The organism is Pseudomonas fluorescens, from assembly GCF_900215245.1.
In the GTDB taxonomy this organism is placed as follows: Bacteria; Pseudomonadota; Gammaproteobacteria; order Pseudomonadales; family Pseudomonadaceae; genus Aquipseudomonas; species Aquipseudomonas fluorescens.
On record NZ_LT907842.1, the window covers coordinates 6,057,374 to 6,079,301 of the forward strand.

At 61.2% G+C, this 21,928-nt stretch carries 17 protein-coding genes; 14 read left to right on the forward strand and 3 right to left on the reverse strand.

Features of this window, described 5'->3' with window-relative positions; genetic code table 11:
- Entirely contained in the window at positions 1-1,545 is a 1,545-nt protein-coding gene (gene xylG / locus CPH89_RS27800; protein WP_171902629.1) for a D-xylose ABC transporter ATP-binding protein, read from the forward strand.
- Entirely contained in the window at positions 1,546-2,682 is a 1,137-nt protein-coding gene (locus CPH89_RS27805; protein WP_053256687.1) for a sugar ABC transporter permease, read from the forward strand. It abuts the gene before it with no gap.
- Positions 2,683-2,735: 53 nt separating this feature from the next.
- Here the strand turns inward: CPH89_RS27805 and CPH89_RS27810 are convergent, their stop codons facing one another.
- Together CPH89_RS27810 and CPH89_RS27815 are read right to left on the reverse strand one after the other, a co-directional pair.
- Positions 2,736-3,983, reverse strand: coding sequence for a glycoside hydrolase family 68 protein (locus CPH89_RS27810; RefSeq protein WP_053256688.1), 1,248 nt, complete (start codon positions 3,981-3,983; stop codon positions 2,736-2,738).
- Positions 3,984-4,235: 252 nt separating this feature from the next.
- On the reverse strand, positions 4,236-5,174 hold the full coding sequence (locus CPH89_RS27815; protein WP_053256689.1) for a pectate lyase family protein: 939 nt from the start codon (positions 5,172-5,174) through the stop codon (positions 4,236-4,238).
- 517 nt (positions 5,175-5,691) lie between these two features.
- Here CPH89_RS27815 and CPH89_RS27820 point away from each other — a divergent pair.
- Entirely contained in the window at positions 5,692-5,988 is a 297-nt protein-coding gene (locus tag CPH89_RS27820) for a DUF6124 family protein (RefSeq protein WP_053256690.1), read from the forward strand.
- Between the two features lie 217 nt (positions 5,989-6,205).
- Here CPH89_RS27820 and CPH89_RS27825 read toward each other — a convergent pair whose 3' ends face one another.
- Positions 6,206-7,705 carry a CoA-acylating methylmalonate-semialdehyde dehydrogenase gene (locus CPH89_RS27825; protein ID WP_053256790.1) on the reverse strand — a complete coding sequence of 500 codons (1,500 nt, stop codon included), beginning with the start codon at positions 7,703-7,705 and terminating at the stop codon, positions 6,206-6,208.
- Between the two features lie 109 nt (positions 7,706-7,814).
- Between CPH89_RS27825 and CPH89_RS27830 the strand changes: the two genes are divergently transcribed.
- The 11 genes from CPH89_RS27830 (at position 7,815) to CPH89_RS27880 (ending at position 21,926) form a co-directional block, all read left to right on the forward strand.
- A complete protein-coding gene (locus CPH89_RS27830) occupies positions 7,815-8,753 on the forward strand; it encodes a LysR family transcriptional regulator (protein WP_053256691.1) in 939 nt (312 codons plus the stop codon).
- 412 nt (positions 8,754-9,165) lie between these two features.
- Positions 9,166-11,031 carry a 3-dehydroquinate synthase gene (locus CPH89_RS27835; protein ID WP_053256692.1) on the forward strand — a complete coding sequence of 622 codons (1,866 nt, stop codon included), beginning with the start codon at positions 9,166-9,168 and terminating at the stop codon, positions 11,029-11,031.
- A gap of 5 nt (positions 11,032-11,036) precedes the next feature.
- On the forward strand, positions 11,037-11,906 hold the full coding sequence (locus CPH89_RS27840; RefSeq protein ID WP_053256693.1) for a UbiA family prenyltransferase: 870 nt from the start codon (positions 11,037-11,039) through the stop codon (positions 11,904-11,906).
- The gene (locus CPH89_RS27845; RefSeq protein WP_053256694.1) at positions 11,903-12,586 is read left to right on the forward strand and encodes an EboA domain-containing protein; all 684 of its coding nucleotides are present in this window, start codon (positions 11,903-11,905) and stop codon (positions 12,584-12,586) included. Before CPH89_RS27840 ends, CPH89_RS27845 begins: the two co-directional genes overlap by 4 nt.
- A gap of 32 nt (positions 12,587-12,618) precedes the next feature.
- Complete coding sequence (locus CPH89_RS27850) at positions 12,619-13,503, forward strand: TatD family hydrolase (RefSeq protein WP_053256695.1); 885 nt, start codon at positions 12,619-12,621, stop codon at positions 13,501-13,503.
- Entirely contained in the window at positions 13,500-14,720 is a 1,221-nt protein-coding gene (eboE, locus tag CPH89_RS27855) for a metabolite traffic protein EboE (protein ID WP_053256696.1), read from the forward strand. The genes CPH89_RS27850 and eboE overlap by 4 nt, the downstream gene beginning before the upstream one ends.
- Positions 14,710-16,146, forward strand: a complete 1,437-nt coding sequence (locus CPH89_RS27860; protein WP_053256697.1) for an alkaline phosphatase family protein — start codon at positions 14,710-14,712, stop codon at positions 16,144-16,146. The genes eboE and CPH89_RS27860 overlap by 11 nt, the downstream gene beginning before the upstream one ends.
- Positions 16,125-17,264, forward strand: coding sequence for a hypothetical protein (locus CPH89_RS27865; protein WP_053256698.1), 1,140 nt, complete (start codon positions 16,125-16,127; stop codon positions 17,262-17,264). The genes CPH89_RS27860 and CPH89_RS27865 overlap by 22 nt, the downstream gene beginning before the upstream one ends.
- A 10-nt stretch (positions 17,265-17,274) precedes the next feature.
- Positions 17,275-19,638, forward strand: coding sequence for a hypothetical protein (locus CPH89_RS27870; protein WP_053256699.1), 2,364 nt, complete (start codon positions 17,275-17,277; stop codon positions 19,636-19,638).
- Between the two features lie 58 nt (positions 19,639-19,696).
- On the forward strand, positions 19,697-20,620 hold the full coding sequence (locus CPH89_RS27875; RefSeq protein WP_053256700.1) for a hypothetical protein: 924 nt from the start codon (positions 19,697-19,699) through the stop codon (positions 20,618-20,620).
- A 19-nt stretch (positions 20,621-20,639) separates the two neighbouring features.
- Positions 20,640-21,926 (forward strand): hypothetical protein, encoded by a 1,287-nt coding sequence (locus CPH89_RS27880; RefSeq protein ID WP_053256701.1) that lies wholly within the window; start codon positions 20,640-20,642, stop codon positions 21,924-21,926.
- The last annotated feature ends 2 nt before the right edge of the window (positions 21,927-21,928 follow it).

Below are 21,928 nucleotides of genomic sequence, written 5' to 3' on the forward strand. Positions count from 1 at the left end.
ATGGCCGACTACTTGCTGCAAATGAACGGCATCGTCAAAACCTTTGGCGGTGTCAAGGCGCTGAACGGCATCGATATCAAGGTACGGCCGGGGGAATGTGTCGGCCTGTGCGGTGAAAACGGTGCGGGCAAATCCACCTTGATGAAGGTGCTGTCGGCGGTTTACCCCTATGGCACCTGGGACGGTGAAATCCTCTGGGACGGGCAGCCACTCAAGGCCCAGTCGATCAGCGAAACCGAGGCCGCGGGCATCGTCATTATTCACCAGGAATTGACCCTGGTGCCGGACCTGTCGGTGGCCGAAAACATCTTTATGGGCCACGAACTGACCCTCCCCGGCGGGCGCATGAACTACCCGGCGATGCTGCAGCGCGCCGAAGCGTTAATGCGCGAACTCAAGGTGCCGGACATGAACGTGGCGCTGCCGGTTTCACAGTACGGCGGCGGCTACCAGCAACTGGTGGAAATCGCCAAGGCCTTGAACAAACAGGCGCGCCTGTTGATTCTCGACGAGCCCTCCTCGGCCCTGACCCGCTCGGAAATCGAGGTGCTGCTCGACATCATCCGAGGCCTCAAGGCCAAGGGCGTGGCGTGCGTGTACATTTCCCACAAGCTCGATGAAGTCGCGGCGGTGTGCGACACCATCGCGGTGATCCGCGATGGTCAACACATTGCGACCACCGCCATGGCCGATATGGATATCCCGCAGATCATCACGCAAATGGTCGGGCGCGAAATGAGCAACCTCTACCCCACCGAGCCCCACGAGGTGGGCGAGGTGATTTTCGAGGCGCGCAACGTCACCTGCTATGACGTCGATAACCCCAAGCGCAAGCGCGTCGACGCTATTTCCTTCGTGCTCAAGCGCGGCGAAATCCTCGGCATTGCCGGGCTGGTGGGTGCCGGGCGCACGGAGCTGGTATCGGCACTGTTCGGTGCCTACCCCGGCCGCCACACCTGCGAGGTGTGGCTGGACGGCCAACTGATCGACACGCGCACGCCGCTCAAATCGATTCGCGCCGGGCTGTGCATGGTGCCCGAGGACCGCAAGCGCCAAGGCATCATTCCCGACTTCGGGGTGGGCCAGAACATCACCCTGGCGGTGCTCGACCGCTACGCACACCTGACCCGCATCGACGCCGAGGCCGAACTGGGCAGCATCGACCAGCAAATCGCGCGCATGCACCTCAAGACCGCCAGCCCGTTCTTGCCGATCACCAGCCTGTCCGGCGGCAATCAGCAAAAGGCCGTGCTGGCGAAAATGCTCATGGCCAAGCCGCGTGTACTGATCCTCGATGAGCCGACACGCGGGGTCGACGTAGGCGCCAAATATGAGATCTACAAGCTGATGGGCGCACTGGCTGCCGAGGGCGTGTCGATCATCATGGTGTCCTCGGAACTGGCCGAAGTGCTCGGCGTGTCCAACCGCGTGCTGGTGATCGGTGAAGGTCAGTTGCGCGGTGACTTCGTCAACCAGGGCCTGACCCAGGAACAGGTGCTCGCCGCCGCGCTCAGCCAACACAATAACCCTCGGAAGACCGCGTAGATGAATCAGGTCAAACAGCTTTTTACCCGCTACAAAATGCTCGCCCTGGTGATTGCCGTGGCGATCATCTGGCTGTTTTTCAGCTGGCAGACCGACGGCGGCTTTGTGACGCCGCGCAACCTCTCCAACCTGCTGCGGCAGATGTCCATCACCGGGATTCTGGCGTGCGGCATGGTGCTGGTGATCATCAGCGGCGAGATCGATTTGTCGGTGGGCTCGTTGCTCGGGTTGTTGGGCGGCCTGGCGGCGATTCTGGACGTGGTCTATCACCTGCCGCTGCTGGCCAACCTGAGCCTGGTGGCGCTGTGCGGCTTGATGATCGGCCTGGCCAACGGTTACATGACCGCCTACCTGCGCATACCCTCATTCATTGTCGGCCTGGGCGGCATGCTGGCGTTTCGCGGCATCCTGCTGGGCATCACCGGCGGCACCACCATTGCGCCCGTGTCGCCGTCGCTGGTGTATGTGGGCCAAGGGTATCTGCCGCACAACGTCGGCGTGGGGCTCGGCGTGTTGCTCTTTGCCTTGACGCTGTTCCTGACCTGGAAACAACGGCGCAACCGCGCGCTGCATGGCCTGGCCGCCCACGCCCTGGTGCGCGACCTATTGCGCGTGGCGCTGATCGGCGCCGTGCTGGCGGGCTTCGTCACCACCCTCAACAGCTACGACGGTATTCCGGTGCCAGTGCTGCTGTTGCTGGTGCTGCTCGGCGTGTTCAGTTACGTCACCAGCCAGACCGTGTTCGGCCGCCGCGTGTATGCGGTGGGCAGCAACATGGAGGCCACGCGCCTGTCCGGTATCAATGTGCAGGCGGTAAAGCTGTGGATCTTCGGCATCATGGGCGTGATGTGCGCCCTCGCCGGCATGGTCAACACCGCCCGCCTCGCCGCCGGTTCGCCCTCGGCGGGCAACATGGGCGAACTCGACGCCATCGCCGCCTGCTTTATCGGCGGCACCTCCATGCGCGGCGGCTCCGGCACGGTGTATGGCGCGTTACTTGGGGCGTTGGTGATTACCAGCCTGGACAATGGGATGTCGATGCTGGACGTGGACAGTTACTGGCAGATGATTGTGAAAGGCAGCATTCTGGTGCTGGCGGTGTGGGTCGATGTGAGTACCCGGGCCGGGCGGCGCTGACGCAGCGCAATAAAAAAGCCACTCGAATGAGTGGCTTCTTATTGGCGGGTCGATTAACTCAGCACTACATCACGCATTGGCGGGATGTAACCGTAGTCGTAGGCCTCCTGCACAAACGAACGGTCACCCTTCAATACAATCCTCACGGTGGGCGCCTCAGTGCCGCCGATGCGGTAGTCGTCGCCGGTGGTGGGCACGCTGTCGATAAACGACGTCACCAGGCCATTGGGCATCACGCAATGGGAATACGTCTGGAACGGCTGCGACGGTGGGTTGCCAAGCACCAACCCCGAGCCATTCATCGGCGTATAGGGGCCAAACAGATGCTCGCTCACAAAACCGTAGACGCCATCCGGCCCCGTCACGCCGTCCGCGTAGGTGAACTTATGACTGATGGTGAACAGGTAGTACTGGTTGTCCTGGAACACGTAATGCGGGCGTTCGGTTTGATCGTTCACGCCAACCGCCGTCACCAGTGGCGGCAGGATTTCCCATTCTTCACCGCTGAGGTCCTTGGCCACGGCGATGCCAATGCAACCGACCTGATACCGCGCACCGCCGACATCTTCATGGCCAGGCGGCACCAGACCGAGTTCATCCGGGCCCACCGCGTGAGTGCCGCGTTCACCCGCGACATTGCCTTCAAACACCATGTACAACTTGCCGTCGTTGGGGTCGATAAACGGGCTGGGGTCGCGAAAGTTCCACGTCGCGTTCTGCGCTTCGGTCTGGTAATACGTGCCGTCGGCCTCGAACAGCGGTTTGACTTCAGTAAAGCCCTCAAGGGTAACGCCGCTGTCGGAGGTGACCACCCGGCCCCTGACCTTGGCAATGGTGGCCCCCGGGGTTACGCAGGTGTAATACAGGTCGATATCGCCGTGGTTGTTGATCAGGATCGGTGTGCCTGCCCATTCACGGGTAGTCGGCGAAACCCCTTCGGCCATCACGCGGCCGCCGAAGACCCAGTCCTTGCCGGTGCGTGAGTACCAGTAGCAAATGCGCGCATGGCCGTGGCGGTCTTCCCAATCACGCTTGATGTCGTAACGGCCATCGGCGTTGATAAATTGTGGATCATGCGGGCGACGGTCTGCAGTCAAGGTGAAGATAACCGACCAACCATCGACCGATACCACCGTGCCATCCAATTCACGCAATGGCATGGTGTCCCAAATAAACACGGTGTCACTCATGACAGGAAAGTCAGGACTCACTAACGGCTGTGTGGTCGTCGGGTCATTTTCATTAACTTTAAGCGCATCGGCCCGAGTCCAACGCGTGGGTGTGTGATTCGCATGTTTCATGATGATGTCCTTTTACTGACGCTTTAGTGACAAGCGAAGATTAAATAACACTCACAGCCGGCAACTTGATGCCAGCTGAAAAGAGCGAGCGGTTATGCGCTCAATAAGTGCGAAACAAGGTTTAACATGTACGCCTATCGATCACAACATGAAGAATTATTTAAGCCACAAGTGCCATCACTGTATTGATATCCTTGATATAAAAACAGTGGCACTGCGCATGAACAACCTGATCAATAGAAAGTGAGCTACTCAACTACCAAACACCAGCGCTACCGCCTGAGCGCCCGCGTGCTTTTGCGTGAATTCCTTGGCCTGAGCCGCGGTTTTCAAGGTGTAGTTATAGTTGGAACGCGCTGTCCACTTGGCATCAGGCGACTTCTGGTTGGTGATGGCGGGCACACTGTTGGTGTCGGTGAACGTGCCAGTGCCTTTATCGTCCAACATGCCGTTATTCTGGCTGCCCTCGCCGAAGTAATTACTTTCAGAAAGGATATTGGCGTTCTGCGCCAGGGTAAAACCCAAGTGGAAGTTGTTCACGTAGTTGTTATATACGTGGAAATAACCGTAACGCATCAAACCCGGCGCGCGCACTTCCATGTTGTCGAAGCGGTTATGGCACAGGGTAAGGCGCGGGTAACCGTTGAACGCGGGGTTGTTGTCATCGGCCGGGTGGCCGAAGATCAAGCCGTACTTGTGGTTACCAAAAAAGCAGTTGCTGATGGTCGCGTAGTCGGCCTTTTCACCGATATACACCAGTTTATCTTCACTGCCGTCCGTGGTGGACCAGCTGTGGCCGACAAAAGAGCAATGGTCGATCCAGTATTGACTGCCGTAGTTCAGGTACACCTGGATATCGTCATTGGCCTTAATACTTGCCGAATGCTTGAAGATAATGTTTTGCAGAATAATATTCTGCGACTGCGCCGTGGCACGCAGGTGGATGTTCTCCAGCGTGCGGTTCTGGAAGGAGCCGATCAGGGTCTTGTTAGCCCCCATGTTCACTTTGGTCAGGCTTGCCGCCGAGATATTGCTGTTGATCACCAGCACCCGCGGGGTGGTGTCGCCAATATTGGCTTTGAGTTGGTCCAGCGTGGTGATACTGACCACCTGGCCCGCCCAGCCACCGGTGACTTTTGCCGCAAGGGCGAAACCGGTCAAGCCGGTGAGCTTGCTTTCTGGATACGACATGAGATCCCTCTCTTTCATAAAAAGCGGCTCGACGGTGCGAGCCCGCGCATTCAAGTTAATCCGTTAACTTGCACACAGTGTTTGGCGTGGCGGGTGATGCCGAGGTTGGCTGATCAGCGCTTAAACACTGTGTTTATATACAGTATTGGACATTGAGTACGCCGTCAACACGCGATCACACCCAATGAGTAGGAAATCGCCTTTTTTGCTGGTTTTTAAAAGGCCAGCAAGGCGCTTCGCTTTTAATTGCAGGACGTTTCCTAGACAATCCGTGCCGCCTTGCGCCTGTTGGAATCGATGGCTAGTCTGCGCTCCGTCACTGCTCATCAGTGATCGGGTTTAGTCGCTCGGATGGCACAAGGCGCATGGTCACATGAAGTTTTATGGTGGCTGTGCGCAGGGCACCTTCGGGTGCGCCGGATTTACCTTGTGGCCGGTCGACTAACCTGCGTACAGCCGCCACCCATCGTTTAGTCGCGACAGGTGTTGGCTCCTTATTTACACGAGGAGTTACACCATGAATAAAGCCGTCCCCGATCCCCCCCTCAGCTCAGCCAAAGCGCGTGCCGCGTTCAACCGCGCCATCGACCATTACCTGCCCACCCAAGGTGTTCAAATCGAAGACTTGAGCTTCGAAGATGCCCTGCTCTACACCGCCAGCTTGCTCGACAGCGCTTCGGCCACCACGCTCAATTGCAGTGAGATGCTGGCCAGCCCCGAGCGGGCGAAGATTCTGGCGGTGTGGCATTTGCTGGAGATGGCCAAGACCACGGTGGATCGCTCGATCAAATGCCTGAAACCTGAAACGCGGTAAAAAATGTGGGAGCGGGCTTGCGCGCGAATGCAGGGTGCCAGTCGCTACATATGTTGACTGATACGCGCTCGATCAAATGCCTGAAACCTGAAACGCGGTAAAAAATGTGGGAGCGGGCTTGCTCGCGAATGCAGGGTGCCAGTCGCTACATATGTTGACTGATACGCCGCATTCGCGAGCAAGCCCGCTCCCACAGTTGATCTACAGCGTTCTTGGGTTATTTGGACACCGGCATCGCAAACTCCGCGCCCTGCTCGATGCTCTCCGACCAGCGCTGCATGATCGACTTCTGCTTGGTGTAGAAGCGCACGCCTTCAGTGCCGTAGGCATGCATGTCGCCGAACAAACTCTTCTTCCAGCCGCCAAAGCCGTGCCAGGCCATCGGCACCGGGATCGGCACGTTGATGCCGACCATGCCCACTTCGATACGCCGTGCAAATTCGCGGGCGATGTTGCCGTCGCGGGTAAAGCAGCTGACGCCGTTGCCGAATTCGTGGTCGTTGACCAGCTTGATCGCTTCGGCAAAGTCATCCACGCGCACACAGGCCAGCACCGGGCCGAAGATTTCTTCGCGGTAGATGCTCATGTCTTTTGTCACGTGGTCGAACAAGGTGGCGCCGAGCCAGAAGCCATTCTGCAGGCCGGGTTCGCTGGGCACATAGTCGCGCCCGTCGAGCAGCAATTGCGCGCCGGCTTGCACGCCTTGTTCGATATAGCCGCTGATGCGTTGCAGCGCGGCACGCGAGACGATCGGGCCCATCTCGGCCTTCAAGTCGCGGCCGTCGGTGATGCGCAGTTGCTGGGCGCGCTCGGTCAGGGCGGCGATGACTTTGTCACCCACATCGCCGACCAGCACGGCTACGGAGATGGCCATGCAACGTTCGCCGGCACTGCCGTACGCGGCCCCCATCAGCGCGTCGACGGTTTTTTCGATGTCTGCGTCGGGCATCACCACCATGTGGTTTTTGGCGCCGCCCAGGCCTTGGACGCGCTTGCCGTGGCGGGCGCCGGTTTCGTAGATGTATTGCGCAATCGGCGTGGAGCCGACAAAGCTCACGGCCCTGACGTCGGGGTGTTCGATCAGCGCGTCCACCGCCTCCTTGTCGCCCTGCACCACGTTGAACACACCTTTGGGCAGGCCGGCTTCGCGCAGCAGCTCGGCCATGAACAGCGAGGCACTTGGGTCAGTCGGGCTTGGCTTGAGGATGAAGGTGTTACCCGCCGCGATGGCGATCGGGTACATCCACATCGGCACCATCACCGGGAAGTTGAACGGCGTAACGCCGGCCACCACCCCCAAGGGCTGGCGCAGGGTCCAGTTGTCCATGCCACGGGACACCTGGTCGGAATGTTCGCCCTTGAGCAGGTTGGGAATGCCGCAGGCGAATTCAAGGATGTCGATGCCACGGTCCACCTCGCCCTGGGCGTCGGTGAAGACCTTGCCGTGTTCGGCAACAATGATGCGCGCCAGGTCGTCCTTGCGTTCACGCAACAGGTGCAGGTACTCGAACAGTACGCGGGCACGGCGGATCGGCGGTGTGTCAGCCCAGCCGGCGAACGCGGCCTGGGCAGCAGCGACGGCTTCGCACACGGTCTGGCGGCTGGCCAGGGCGACGCGGGCGGTCACGTCGCCGGTGGCCGGGTTGTAGACGTCCTGATAGCGATCATCGCGGCTCACGCGCTCATCGTTGATGTAGTGTTCGATCGTTGCAGTCATGGCCGTGGCCCCTTGGTCGGTAACGTTGGAACACACGATAGGCTTTCGGTTTGTTCCAAACCAGAGCAGAATCCAGAACTGATTGTCCTCATAGGCGAACAATAGCCACATGGAAAAAGCAGAGATCGAAGGGTTGTGGACCCACATTCATTGGCTGTCGGTGCTGGAAGAACACGGCACCTACACCGCTGCCGCCGCACGCCTGGGGGTGAGTAAATCCGCCGTCAGCCAGCGCATCTCGGACCTGGAAAAGGCCACCGGCACGCGGTTGGTCACCCGCACCACGCGCAGCGTACGGCTGACCGATGCCGGGCTGTCGTTGACCCGCGAAGTGCGCAGCGCCTATGAACACATTGCGCGCAGTTTCTCTTCGGTGCGCGACTCGGCCGGGGAGATCCGCGGGCTGGTGCGCCTCACCGCGCCGGTGGCGTTTGCGCGGCAGCAACTGGTGCCGCACCTGCCGGCGTTTTTGCAGCAGTACCCCCAGGTGCGTATCCAGTTGGATGTGTCCGACGCCTTGAGTTCACTGGCGGCCGAAGGTTACGACCTGGCCGTGCGGCACGGCTTCCAGGTGCCGGAAACTCATGTGGCGTGGAAGTTGTGCGACACCACCTCGGTCCTGGTCGCTACACAGGACTACCTGCAACACCACGGAGAACCGCGCGAGCCCGGCGATCTCACGGCACACAACTGCCTCTATTACCCACGGGGCGCCGACCATCCCGCGTGGACATTCGAACGCGGCGGCAAAACGGTCGAACGCGTCACGGTGCCGATCTCCGGGAGTTTTTCCACCAACAACAGCGAAGCGTTGCGTGATTCGGCGCTCAACCACTTGGGCATCGCCCTGCTCCCGGATTTCAGCGCGCATGCCGCGCTCACCAGCGGCAAGTTGGTACAGGTACTCAAGGGGTGGACACTCAAAGGCGCATTTGCCGATGAGATTTACTTGATTCGGCCGTACTCGCCCCATGTACCGAAGTCGGTGAGTACGTTAGTGAGCTATCTAAAAGATAAGTTGTCAGGCGGCTTCAGGTTTACCGGGTGATCCTTACACCTATTCATACGGATTAAGCGGAGTCATTCTCAACAACCCGATATTAATAAACGACTTATAGCCAACGGCAATAACCCACCTAACGAACACCCAGGCGTTGTCATCAACTTGATACGTCTACACGCTGTCGCCAGCGCGTTTTTGACGCCCCACAAAAAGCCATACAACTAATTGTAAAAACTGCACATTTTGCGTTAAACCAGCCTCGTTAAAACCCCCGCTTAAAACTCCTTGATTCGCAAACTTGCAAAACAACCACAACCGGCTAAGTTCATGAATAACGTGAAAGCCATCAGCCATTACGCCTAAAGCCAGCCCACCAGGCGAGGGAGTTTATTGCTCTAAAAACAGCCCCAGACACTGACACGGAACTTAAGTCTTAACACTCAAAAGGGATGCTTTGATGAAGCGCAGCCGGTGGTATCGTGCGTTTTCGAAAAAGGGGCCAGCCGAACATTTTTGGCTGTCATTGTTGTGCTTTTCGGCACTGGTGATTGCCAGCTTTCTGCTGTTTGAACAACAGATTGAAGACTTCCTGGTTCATCTGAACCTGTACCAGCCTTCCACGCCTGCACAGACGCTGAACCTTGCACTGCTGCTGATCGCCCTGCTCGCCCTCGACGTGGTGCTGCCGGTGCCTTCCAGCATGGTCGCATTGCTGGCAGTGGCAGTGCTCGGCAGCGTCGGTGGTTACTTGGTGATTGTTATCGGCCTGTGCCTCGGCGCCGGGCTGGGGTATGCGTTGGGCGCCGGCTATTTTCGGCTGTTGGCCGGGCGCCTCGGCTTGCATCAACGCTCGCCTGGGCAGTTGGGGTATCGGCTGGGCACGCTGTCGTTGATCTGCCTGCGCGGTGTGCCGGTGTTGGCGGAAACCTCGGTGGTGGCCGCCGGGATGCAACGCTATCCGCTGCGGGCGTTTTTGCTGATTACCACCTTGGCCAATGCCGGTCTCGCGCTGGCCTACACGGCCATCGGCACGTTCCTGATCGAACAGAACGCGCTACTGGTGACCCTTCTCGCCAGCATGGTATTGCCGGTGGTGTTTGTTGCCGGCTACAGCCTGCTCAAGCGCAAGCCCGGTGTGGAGCCGCCCCTGCGCGGGCGGTTCGAGGTCAGTTACGACTACCCGGTGATCTTCACCGACCACCTGTTCGAACCGCGCAACCCTTGCCTGCACCGCGTGCTCACCGCGCAACACCACGCCCCGGTGACGGTGATGGTGTTCGCCGATGAGCAACTGCTGCACAGCGCGCCGCAGTTGCGCGAACAGATCGACGCCTATTTCGCCGCCCATGCCGACCTGCATTTGCAAACCGCGCCCCTCGCAGTACCGGCCGGTGAACTGAGCAAAACCTCACAGGTGTTGGAGCAGCTGTACACCGACATGCTGCAACACGGCCTCGACCGGCATTGCTACGTGCTGGCCCTGGGCGGTGGCGCGGTGCTGGATGCGGTGGGCTACGCCTGCGCCACGTTCCACCGGGGCATTCGCCTGATCCGTATTCCCAGCACCGTGCTGGCCCAGAACGACGCCGGCATCGGCGTGAAAAACGGCATCAATGCCTTCGGCCAGAAGAACCTGCTGGGCGCCTTCTACCCCGCCACGGCGGTGATCAATGACTTCCAGTTGCTGACCAGCCTGACCCGCCGCGACCAGATCGCCGGGCTGGCCGAAGCGGTGAAAGTCGCGCTGATCAAGGACCCGGCATTCTTCGAGTGGATGGAACGCCACGCCGACGCCCTCGCCCACTTCGACCACGCGGCAAGCCGCTACGCGATTCGCCGTTGCGCCGAGCTGCACCTTGGGCACATCACCGGCGCCGGCGACCCCTTCGAACGTGGCAACGGCCGGCCCCTGGATTACGGACACTGGGCTGCACACAAACTGGAGAACCTCAGCCACCACCGGTTGCGCCATGGCGAAGCCGTTGCGGTGGGCATGGCCTTGGACGGGCTGTATGCCAATGCACTCGGGCTGTTGAGCGACGTCGACACGCAACGGGTCATGAGCCTATTGCGCAAGCTGGGGTTCAACTTGTGCCCACCGGAGCTGAGCTTGCAGGATGCGCAGGGCCGCTCACCGCTGTTGCTCGGCCTGGAGGAATTTCGCCAGCATTTGGGTGGGCAGCTGTCGATCCCGATGCTCAACGGCATCGGCCAGTCGGTCGACCTGCATGAAATCGACAGCACACAGATGGAAGCTGCCCTGCACCGGTTGTCGAGCCGCAGCGCTGCGCCGCTGGCCCTCGGCGAGGGGTACGCGCAATGAGCCCGATGAAAACCTGGATGACCCTTGGCCGGGTGTCCAACCTGCCCACGGTGTGGACCAACACCCTGGCCGCCGCCCTGCTCGCCAGCAGTGCCGGGGCAATGGCACCGCCGTCGTCACTGGTGTGGGTGCTGCTGTTGATCACGCTGTCGTTGCTGTACCTGGCCGGCATGCTGCTGAACGACTTGCTGGACGCCGACTGGGACCAGCAACACCACAACCCGCGGCCGATCACCCTGGGCCTGGCCAGCCGTCAGCACGTGGGCCTGGCCACGGCGCTGCTGCTGATCCTCGCGGCGGCGGCAGTGCTGGGCCTGAGCCGGCTGATCGCCGAGCCGCACTGGCTGCTTGGCAGCGTGGTGCTGCTGGTGGGCTGCATCTTCGGCTACAACCTGCTGCACAAGAAATACGCGCACAGCGTCTGGCTGATGGGCGCCTGCCGCTCGGCGCTGTACCTCACGGCGGCCGCCAGCCTGGCCGTGCCGCCGGAGCCGATCTGGCTGTGCGCGATCCTGCTCGGGGTGTACATCAGCGGTTTGACCTACCTGGCCCGTCAGGAGCACCGCAACCAACTGATCAGCCGCCTGCCGTTGCTGTTGATGCTGAGCCCGCTGGCCTTGGCGATCTACGCCAACAACGTGTGGTTCTGGCCGGTGCTGCTGCTCTGGCTGGGGTGGTTGGGCTGGCACTACTGGACGTACCTGGCCCACCCGCAACAGCGCAAGGTGCGTGCGTTTATCGGGGCAGGCCTGGCCGCCTTGCCACTGTTTGACGCGCTGGTGCTGGCCGTGGCCAACCAGCCGTTGGGCAGCCTGCTGTGTGTGCTGGTGTTTTTCCTGCTCCCCCACTTTCAGCGTTGGATCAAGCCGACATGAACATGCGCCTGGATCGCCTCACCGAACAACGCCAAGCCTTGCGCCAACAACTGCAGGCGCCCCAATTGCAGTGGTGGCAGCAGGCTCAGGCGCAGCTTGCGCAACAACCGGACGCCACCACCGCGGCGCTGTTGAGCGGCCAGTGCAAGCGTCATCTGCCCGGCCATACCGTCGCGTTGGCACGTGCGTTGGCGTTGGCCCATGCGCTGGAACACACCCCGCAGGACGCACACTTGCCGCTGCTGCGCCAACTGTTCCTGTGGGGCGACGATCAGGAAAAAATCGCCCTGCTGGGCGCCCTCGACTGGCTCGACAGTGACGGGGTGTGCCTGGAACTGGCGTTGCAGGCCGGGCGCACCAGCAACCCGCAGGTGTTCGCCGCCCTCGCCCTCGACACGGCCTACCCGTCACGGCATTACCCGGAGCGCGCCTTTCACCAGTTGGTGTTGAAAGCACTCGGCATGGGCCTCGACATCGGACGCCTGGTCGGCCTGCCGCAGCACCACAGCGTCAGCCTCAACCAACTGGCGCTCGACCTGCTCGATGAACAACTGGCGGCCGCACGCAGCGTGTCCCCAGGTTTGCCCCGAGTGATCGCCTTTGACCTGCTCAGCCCGGCGCAACACCAACGCCTGCGCGGCTTGCGCCTGCCGCCGGAATGGCACGCCTACTTGAATTGATGCACACCGCCTGCCCTTGACGAGGATTCACCATGCTCAAGTACTTCGATCCGCATATTCATATGGTCAGCCGCACCACCGACGACTACCAGAACATGGCCGCCGCCGGGATCACCGGGGTTATCGAACCGGCGTTCTGGCAAGGCCAGGCGCGCACCAGCGTCGGCAGTTTCGTCGACTACTTCGACACGCTGCTGGGCTGGGAACGCTTTCGCGCGAGCATGTTCGGCATCCATCACTTCTGCACCATCGGCCTTAACCCCAAAGAAGCGAATGACCTGTCGATCGCCAATGAAGTGCTGGAAATCCTGCCGCGTTATCTGGTGAAGGACGGCGTGGTGGCGGTGGGCGAAATCGGCTACGACGACATCACCCCCGAAGAGGATCGCTTTCTCGCGGCGCAGCTTGAGCTGGCGAAACAATTCAACCTGCCAGTGCTGGTGCATACGCCGCACCGCGACAAGATCGGTGGCACCAAACGCACACTGGCGGTCATCCGCGAGGTGGGGATTGCCGAGCACCTGGTGATTATTGACCACCTCAACGAACTGACCCTGCCGCTGGTGCTGGACAGCGAGTGCTGGCGCGGCCATTCCATCTACCCCAACACCAAGATGTCGGAGCAGCGCATGGTCGCCCTGCTCATGGAATACGGCACCGAGAAAATGGTGGTCAACAGCGCCGCCGACTGGGGCATCAGCGACCCGCTCAAGGTGCCCAAGACCGGCCAGGCAATGTTGGCGGCGGGCTTTACTGAAGCCCAGGTAGAACAGGTGCTGTTCCACAACCCAGTGGACTTTTTTGCCCAGAGCGGCCAGCTGGACAAAGGCCTGGTCAGCACCCCGCTGCCCATCGACCAACGCAAGCAATGGCAGGAAAACTCGGCCCTGCGCGGCCAGGAACCGGTGGTTAAATGAGCCGCCGCAGCGGCTGGACCGCGCCCCAGGTCGGGTATTGCAGCAATGTGCACCCGACCCGTGACCTGGCCGGGTTACGCGCCTCTATCGAGCAGCACTTTCAGGGTGTGCGACAGCTGCGGGGGCTGCGCGAACAGGACAGCGGCTTGTGGATCTGCGCTCACGCGGCGGCGCAATTACAACAGGCTACAGCGTGCGCGCCATTTCTGGAGTTGCTCGATCGCACCGGCTTGCGCCTGACGTCGCTGAACGGTTTTCCCTATGGCGAATTCCATCAGGGCGCGGTGAAAGCCGCGGTGTATCTACCCAACTGGGCCGACCCGCAGCGGCTGGACTACAGCCTGAACCTGGCGCGCATCCTTGCGCAGGCCTTGCCGGCCGACTGCCACCACGGGGTGATTTCCACGGTGCCGCTGGGTTATGCCGCCACGTGGACCGCGCCAATGCAGGCACGCGCCGACGAGCACCTCAACCAGCTCACTGCCGCACTCGCCAGCCTGCACCGGGAAACCGGCAAGCAGATCGTGTTCTGTCTGGAGATGGAGCCCGATTGCGTGCTGGAGAACACCGCGCAGGCCATCGCGTTCTTCCAGCGCCGGCAGCGCCTGGACCCGAACCATGCTTACCTGGCCCTGTGTTTTGACGTGTGCCACCAGGCGGTGATGTTCGAGGACTGCTACCAATCGCTGGCCAGGCTGCGTCAAGCCCAGGTGCCCGTGGGCAAGATCCAGCTGTCCAACGCGATGATCTGTCGCCTGCCGACTCAGGACGCACTGCGCCGCGAACACGTGCTCAACACCCTGAGCACCTTCACCGAAACCACCTACCTGCATCAGGTAAAAGCCCTCGACCCCTACGGCCGCGTCATCAGCTGGCCGGACCTGCCGGCCGCGCTCGCTGACTGCAACGGGTTGCGCGAACTGCGTATTCATTTCCATATCCCGCTGTTCAGCGAACACTTGCTGTTGCCTGAACTCAGCGGCAGCCAGGCCGCGTTGGCACAGACGTTCGATTACCTGGCGGCCCATGGCGACTTCCGCCCGGTGCTCGAAGTGGAAACCTACAGCTGGGGTGTGTTGCCCGCGCAACTGCGGCCCACCACCGAGCGGGCGCAACTGGAAGGGATCGCCGCCGAGTTGCGCTGGGTCGAGGAGCAACTGCGCCAGCGCAACCTGCTGCTCGCGCTGATGCACGAGGCCTACGCCCATGCGCTCTGAGCAACCGCTGCTGCTGATCAATGTGGTCGGGCTGACGCCGTCGCTGCTGGGTGAGGCAACGCCGCACATCAATGCGCTGCTCAAGACCGCCCAGATGGCCCACTTGCAACCGGTGTTCCCTGCCGTCACCTCAACGGTCCAGGCTTCGATCCTCACCGGCGCACCGCCCTCGCAGCACGGCATCGTCGGCAATGGCTGGTACTTTCGCGACCAGGCCGAAGTGCGTTTCTGGCTGCAACCCAATGCGCTGATCCAGGGTGAAAAGGTCTGGCACACGCTCAAGCGTGAGCTTCCGGGCTTTCGCTGCAGCCAGTTGTTCTGGTGGTACAACATGTACGCCGACGTGGACGCCGCAATCACCCCGCGCCCGCACTACCCGGCGGATGGTCGCAAACAATTCGGCCTGTATTCGTCGCCGCCCGGGCTGCACGAACAGATCGAACGGCAGATTGGCGAGTTTCCGTTTCCAGGGTTCTGGGGCCCGGCGGCAGGTATTGCTTCGAGCCGCTGGATCGTCGATTGCGCGATGGCCGAGTTCCAGATCAACCGGCCCCACCTGCAGTTGATCTACTTGCCGCACCTCGATTACAGCTTGCAGCGCTTGGGGCCCGATCACCCGTCGATTGCTGATGAAGTGCGGGCCATCGACATGCAAGTGGGGCGCCTGCTGACCTTCGCCCAAGCGCAAGGCGCGGCGGTGATGCTGCTGTCTGAATATGGCATTGAGGCCGTCGAGCAGTCGCTGTCGATCAACCGTGTATTGCGCGCCGAAGGCCTGTTGCAGGTGCGCCAGTCCCTGAGCTGGGAATTGCTCGACCCCGGCGCCAGCGCGGCGTTTGCCGTGGCCGACCATCAGGTCGCGCATGTCTACGTGAAGCAGGCGCAGGACATCCCGCGGGTCAAGGCCTTGCTGCAACGCCAGCCCGGCATCGAGCAGGTGCTGGACAAGGCCGAACAACGCGCCTGGCAGCTGGACCACCCGCGCAGCGGCGAGTTGGTGGCCGTGGCCGCCGCCGGTTTCTGGTTCGATTACTACTACTGGCTGGACGATCGCAAAGCACCGGATTTCGCGCGCACCGTGGACATCCACCGCAAGCCCGGTTACGACCCGGTCGAGCTGTTTATCGACCCGGCGATTCGTTTCCCCAGACTGAAAGTGGCGCGCCGCCTGCTGCAAAAAAAGCTCGGCTTTCGCTACTACATGGACCTCATACCCCTGGACACCGCCCTGGTACGCGGCAGCCACGGTCGCTTACCCAGCAGCGCACAGACCGGCCCGCTGCTGATCACCAATTGCGCACTGGCGTTGCCGCAACACCTGGCGGCGACGGCAGTGAAGCAACTGCTCCTGGAACATTTCCTGGGGCGCCCCCACCTCGAACTGGCCACAGCCAAGGAGTTTCCATGCGGCGAGCCTTATCTATAACTGTCCTGAGTGCACTGGCCGGATTGGCCCATGCCCAAGACGCCACCCCTTTCGACTGCACCCAGTTCCTGCAGTTTGGAGGCAACCTCGACAAGACCCGCGCGGCCTTCGTGCAAAGCCGCGACACGCTCGCCTGGAACTGGTTTGCCTGCCTGAACCAGACCGTCTCCGCGCAAAGCCCGGATCGGGTCTGGGAGACCATGAAGCCTTCGGATCAGGTCTACCTGAGCGATGGCGCCCAGCCCCTGCCGTATGCCGAGCGCGAGCCCCTGCCGAACGACGTGATTGCACAGGCACAAAAACTCGGCATGAACCTCAACCGGATGTTTCACAACCTCAATGCCACGCAGCAAGTGGACGGGTTGATCCTGCAGATGGGCGGCCAGGTGCCGGCGGCGCAAAAAGGCCAGCCGGTGCGTTTTCAACTGTTGATGGGCCAGGACACCTTCAACTACATCGTGCAGCAGAACGTCTACAACGTGAATGGCCAGGCCGCGCTGACCAGCGACCTGGCATTCCCCTCCACCGCCTGGGAGTTGAAGGCCGCCTGGCTGTGGATCGGCAACGACCCGACTTATCAGCAGCAACTGGTCAAGGATGGCTACTACATCGCCCAGGCCTACTATCAGCAGGACGGCCAATACCGGGTCGGCTACGCCGCGCTCAGCGGTTTGCATGTGATCAACAAACTGAACCCCGACTGGGTGTGGACCACCTTCGAAAACCGCAACAACAGCAAGTACACGGTGAACAACGCGACGCCTGCAACGCCGATGACCAACAGCACCGGGCCGACAAAGGCGGCGCAGCCGGTGAACACGACGTTTCAGGCCAACTTCCCGGCCCTGGCGCAGTACGAGTTGATCGGCGTGCAGTCCAATACCGTGCCGACGTTGCTCGCCAACTCCCAGCTGGAGTCGGCGTTCCAGAGCGAGTCTTCGTGTTTCGCCTGCCACAGCACTGCCGCGTATTCAGCGAAAAAAGGCTACTTCAATTTCGCCCTCAAACAACAGGGCGGCATCGTGTACCCCACGGCTGAACTGCCGGCCTCCGACTTCGTCGGCTACCACAAACTGGACTTTGTCTGGTCGCTCAAACGCGCCCAGTGGCAACGCTAAGGAGCCTCACATGAGCGTCTTGAATTTCCCGCGTATCTACCTGGGCGGCCATATGTTCTGGAACCCGCCGACCGCCAACAACAACGACATGTACCCGCTCTACGATGCGGTGAAAATGCAGATGAACTGGCCATTTTTGAAGGCCTTCAACATCACCCCGGAAAACGCCGTCAGCACCTTGCTGCCGTGGACCATCGCGCCGCTGTCACCCGCCAGCGTACCGGCGTACGTCATGCAGGTGCCCGGCAATGCCGGGCAGTTGAGCACACCGATGATCCCCGGCGAATGGAACCTGTTCGGCGACAACGCGTGCGGCACCGTCAGCTACAACCAGACCCAATCGGTGGTCACCGGCGGTGAGTTGCCCGACGGTGGCTATGTGAGCCAGGACCCGCTGATCAACCAGAGCTTCCAGTTGCTCGGCAACCCCTTCGGCGGCGCCCCAAGCTCCCCGGCACGCTTCGTGGATGTGAGCCCTTGGCAGAACACCTTCACCGCGCTGTATTTCGACAAGCTGGTGCTGGGCAATGCGCAGTGCGGCCTGACGCTCAACCGCCAGTTCCGCATGCTCGACCGCTTCCTGAACTTCAACTGGGCCAACCTGGGCGGCCTGGCCTATGTCACCACCACCTGGCAAACCTGTTTCCCGAAGGAAAACCTGGAGTGGGTGATCGGCAACTCGGCCTTGCTGCAAAACCTGCAAACGCAAATGGCGCAACAAAATGCCAAGGGCCTGATGTTCCGCTTTTCCACCTACCTGACCTGCTACGACAAGAACGGCATCCTCAACAATTACCCGCCCATCGACACCCACAGCTCCAGTGCGGCAGCCCAGGCCAAGGTGCAGGCCATGTATCAGCAGGGGCTGGACAACGTCAGCGATATTTTCTTCAACCCCGCCTATAGCCGCACCGTGGGCACCCTGGGCCTGTGGTTCGAAGACGAATTCCCCACCGCCCCTGCCGGCAGACGCCTGGTGCCCGCCAGCCCCGTGCCCATCTACAAAACCACGCCGGCGCAATCGACACCGGCGCAACTGGGCGTGATCTCGGCCCAGGCCCATGGCGCGACCTTGTCGCTGGACCTGAGCAACGCCTTCCCGTTCTATCCGATCGACAAAACCGCGGCCATTCCGGTAGCCGCCAAGTACCAGGCGGGCAACTACCAGATTGGCATTCGCCAGAATGGGCAATTCAACCCGCTGGCCAGCTTCGGTTATGACGACTATCAACAGGCGGCGTTCGACAAACGCTCCGGCATCCTCGACCTGACGCTGACGGCGCAAGCACAGACGCAACTGCAAACCGGCACCCTGGAACTGCAACTGCAAGGCGCCGCCGCCGTCACTGCCGCGACCCAGCAGATGTGGACCGCCGAAGTGGTCGAAAGCGCCAGCTTTATCGACGTGGGCGACACCCGGACGCTGCAGGTCATGGTGCAATACGATGGCCTGCCCGCCCCGGCCGGCACCACGTTGTGGGTGGCGGAATACGGCAATGCCTACATGCTGTGCACCACCGATTATTACTTGGCATTCAGCAACCCGGCCAACTTCACGCTGTTCAACAATGACCCGCAAAACCCGGCCAATAACAGCGCGAACCTGCCGCAATTCACGGGCGCATCGACGCTGCTCAGCCAGGTAACCGAGGGCACCGGTCGCCAGCTGATGGCCACGCGGCTCGCGGTGGCAGCGGATCAAATGACGCCGGTGACCTATCAGGCATTTCTACCGACACCCGCCGCTGTCGCCTTGAGCCCGACGCTTAAGTTCGCCAACCCGATTGCCATGCAGGGCACGTTGCAGGACCCGCTGAACAGTGCGGTGCACTACAGCCTGACCAAGATTCAGACCGACGCCAATGGCATCGCCAACCTGACCGTCACGGGCGTGGCACCGGGTTTCCCCACCTTGCGTTTTTTCCTGCAGGAGGGTCAGCAGGCCCCCACCATTCCGTTCAGCTTCCCGCTGCCGACGGCCTTCACCGACTTCCTCGCACCGCTGCGCGTACTGCCGTTGGAGCCACAGCTGCAGCAGGATTTCGTCAATGCGTGGAACCGCATTTATATGAACAAGGACGCGGGCAGCGTGATCTGGGAGACCTTCATCTACCCGTTCATCCTGCAGCCGTACTATTACCTGTACCCGATCATGAGCAAGTTCATGCCGCTCAACTCGTTGACGCGCATCGAGGGCGCCGTCGACCAATTGATTGTGTTGATCAGCAAGGAATACCAGGAACAAAGCACCCTGGCGATGCCTATCACGCGGGACATGCCGCAAAGCCGTCGCGCGGTGCTGGAGCTGTGGGCGCAAGCCCTGGTGAAACGCAATTACCCGCCCGTCCCACTCAGCATGAGCGACTACGACTAAGCCGCACACAGGACCGCCGGGTAGCGAACCAAGCACCCGGCTCCCACAGGAGTGTCATATGAATAGCCACCTTTTGAACCGACTGTTGCTGCTGATTGTGCTGCTCAGCCCCGGCGCATTTGCCGCAGGCGACAGCGGCGCCGTGTACTTCACCAACGGGGTGCACAACAGCGAGGGCTGTAATCAACAGAATGGCAACTGCATTGCCAAACGCGCACCCGGCGACCCGTCCGATCCGTTTTTCCCAGCGCAATGGATCAGCGACTGGACGATGTACCGGGTAATGAACAACTACGAGAAAAACCCGCCGCCCTACAGCAATCCGCCTTCCACCCTCACGCCTGCGGATTACACGGTGTCCAAGGGCACCAGCTACTACGACACCGGCTACATCCCGGCGGACGGCGACGGCTTCGGCGCGATGATGGAGCACTACGAGAAGTACTGCCTCCCGATCTTCCCGATCAAGAACAACAACTACAGCTGCTCGTTCGTGTCCCTGGGCAACAAGGCGTACTTCCTGACTTACCCGCAGGACCGCCCGAAGGACATGCCGGCCTGCTGCATGTTTTCACCGATGAATCATCCGCCACGCCAAAGCTTTATCGAACACTTGCCGTACAGCGCCGCGCGCAGCAAAAACCTCAACGGCAGCGTGCAGGCGTATGCGTTGGACCTGCAATCACCGGCGGGGCCGATCCTGTTCGGGTATGCCTTCAACACACAACAGTCGGGGTCGCCGCCCTACCGTTTGCCCCAGTCATTCTTCTTTTCGGGGGACGCCAGCGTCGCGAATGCGCCCATCGTGAGCCAGAACTACACGAACTTCCGTATCGCCAGGCCCGACCCGAAACAGACCTGGGACCAAGTGGCCGCGATGTGCCCGTCGAACCCGCCGCCTTGCCAGCTGTTCGATCCGCCGGCGTCGCAAAGCAACGGCCGCAAGGCGCAGTGGAACCAGCTCATGCAGCGCAAACCCTGACCCACAAGGACGGATCGCCATGAAAACGTTATTCAGTGTGATGGTATTTGCGCTGGTCAGCCTGTCGGCCCAAGCGCGGGAAGCGCCTCAGCCGTCGACGCAGGCCACGCAGCTCAATTGCCAGCCGCCCAGCAGCGCACCCGCCGCCAATGCGCCGCAGGACCAGTTCGATCAATACAGCTGGCAGATGTTTATCGCCTTGAACTGGCCTGCCCAGGACGGGCAACGCGGCACGCCCAACTGCAACAAACAACCGGGCGACGCCGGCTACACGGTGTGGCAGACCTACAAGACGGTCAGCGAAATCTTCCTGCCGGGAGCCGCCAACCCGGGGCCCTGGAACAGCCCGCTGACCGCCCGCAGCCTGGGCATCATCAACATCGCCGCGCTGAAGAACAGTTCGCTGGTCAACGCCGTCGACCAGGCGGTCGGTGGCTGGTTGATCGATCAGGCGGGTAACCCGACCTACTACGACATCTCGGCCAACCAGGCTTCCTATAACTACATCGTGGGCAACAATTACTACAACGCCAACGTGGTGTCCAAAGCCAGCAACATCAGCTTCCCCAATGGGGTCATCGAGATCAAATCGAGCTGGCGCATCCTTACGCCCAAGGACAACGCCAGCCATTACCTGACGCAGTTCGCGCGCGTGGCCACCTTCAATAACCAGGGCCAACGCACCGGCGTGACCGAGGCTTACCTGGGGTTGGTGGGCCTGCATATCATCACCAAGGTCAATGGCTACCCGCAGTGGATCTGGTCGACCTTCGAGCAAATCGAAAACGTGCCGCCCAAGGCCAAGGTCAACGGCCAGTGGGTCGACCAGCCTGTCGCCGGCACCGCCTATTCCTACTACAACCCACTCGCGCCGGCTGCGACGCTCAACCAGTCACCGTGCAACTGGCAAACCCAGGGCACGCAGTTGGTCTGCGTACCCACACCCGGCACCACGTTCCAGACGCCGAACCCGCTGAACCGCGTGACACCCATCGCCGATGCCACACGCTGGGTGAACGCCAATTACCAGGCCAACCCCGACCTGCAGCGCAGCGTGTTGAAGTACTACCAGCTCATCACCACCCAGCGCCCACTGATGCCGAACAACCCGAGTAACCCGCTGGGCCAACCGACACCGGCGCTGTCGGCCAACGTGACCATGGAAAGCTATATCCAGCCCAACAGCAGTTGCATGAACTGCCACTCCATGGCGACACCGGTGAAGAGCCCGTTCAAATCCGACTTCTCCTACCTGTTCAAATTCGCCAATCCGCCTGTCACCCCACACGCCACGGACAAGGAATAGAC